The sequence below is a fragment of the Pseudomonas sp. P4_C3 genome (assembly GCF_056402075.1).
Window position 1 is genome coordinate 1 of sequence record NZ_JBFUIC010000582.1, and the last position, 1,560, is coordinate 1,560.

General features: G+C 63.2%; 1 protein-coding gene. It reads left to right on the forward strand.

Annotated elements, in window-relative coordinates:
- On the forward strand, nucleotides 1-1,433 hold a 1,433-nt coding region (gene ilvD, locus AC1DVH_RS30875; protein ID WP_477756983.1), incomplete at its 5' end, for a dihydroxy-acid dehydratase.
- Between the last annotated feature and the right edge of the window lie 127 nt (nucleotides 1,434-1,560).

Consider the following 1,560-nt stretch of genomic DNA (forward strand, 5'->3'; position numbering starts at 1 on the left):
TTTCCGACGGCATCGCCAACGGCACCGAAGGCATGAAGTATTCGCTGGTGTCCCGCGAGGTGATCGCCGACTCCATTGAAGTGGTGGCCGGTTGCGAGGGTTTCGACGGCTTGGTGACCATCGGCGGCTGCGACAAGAACATGCCGGGCTGCCTGATCGGCATGGCGCGGCTCAATCGCCCGTCGATCTTTGTCTATGGCGGCACCATCCAGCCGGGCGCCGGCCATACCGACATCATTTCCGTGTTCGAGGCCGTGGGGCAGCACGCGCGGGGCGATATCAGCGAGATCCAGGTCAAGCAGATCGAGGAAGTGGCGATTCCCGGCCCCGGTTCCTGTGGCGGCATGTACACCGCCAACACCATGGCCTCGGCCATCGAAGCCTTGGGCATGAGTCTGCCCGGTTCCAGCTCTCAGGAGGCCATTGGCGGCGATAAGGCGTCGGACAGCTTCCGCGCCGGCCAGCAGGTCATGGAGCTGCTCAAGCTCGACCTCAAGCCTCGCGACATCATGACCCGTAAAGCCTTCGAGAATGCCATTCGCGTGGTGATCGCCCTCGCCGGCTCGACCAATGCCGTGCTGCATCTGCTGGCCATGGCCAACGCGGTGGATGTGGAGCTGACCCTGGATGACTTCGTCGAGCTGGGCAAGATTTCCCCGGTGGTCGCCGACCTGCGCCCCAGCGGCCAATACATGATGAGCGAACTGGTGGCCATCGGCGGCATTCAACCACTGATGAAACGCATGCTCGATGCCGGCATGCTGCACGGCGATGTGCTGACTGTCACCGGCCAGACCCTGGCGGAAAACCTCGCCAGCGTGCCCGACTACCCGGCCGGCCAGGACGTGATCCGGCCGTTCGACCAGCCGATCAAAAAGGATTCCCACCTGGTCATTCTGCGCGGCAACCTCTCGCCCACCGGCGCCGTGGCCAAGATCACCGGCAAGGAAGGCCTGCGCTTCGAAGGCACGGCCCGGGTCTATCACGGCGAGGAAGGTGCGCTGGCCGGCATTCTCAATGGCGAAGTGCAGCCCGGCGAAGTGATCGTGATCCGCTATGAAGGCCCCAAGGGCGGACCGGGCATGCGCGAAATGCTCTCGCCGACTTCGGCGGTCATGGGCAAGGGCCTCGGCAAGGAGGTGGCGCTGATCACCGATGGCCGTTTCTCCGGCGGCTCCCACGGTTTCGTGGTCGGTCACATCACGCCGGAAGCCTTTGAGGGCGGGCCGATTGCGTTGGTCGAGAATGGCGACAGGATCATCATTGATGCTGAGACACGGCAGATTACCGTTGATGTGTCTGTCGCGGACCTGGCCGAGCGCAAGAGCCGTTGGGTGCGCCCGGAATCGAAATACAAGCGAGGGGTGCTGGCCAAGTATGCGAAGACGGTGTCCAGTGCTTCGGAGGGGGCTGTGACGGATAAGTACCTTTAGGGTGCTGGTCCTGCGTTGTCTGGGCTATTGCCATCGTCGGAACGCCGCCCGGAGCAAGCWCGCTCCCACAGGGATTGGGGTTGTACACAAATGCTGCGTACACCTGATTCACTGTGGGAGCGAGCTT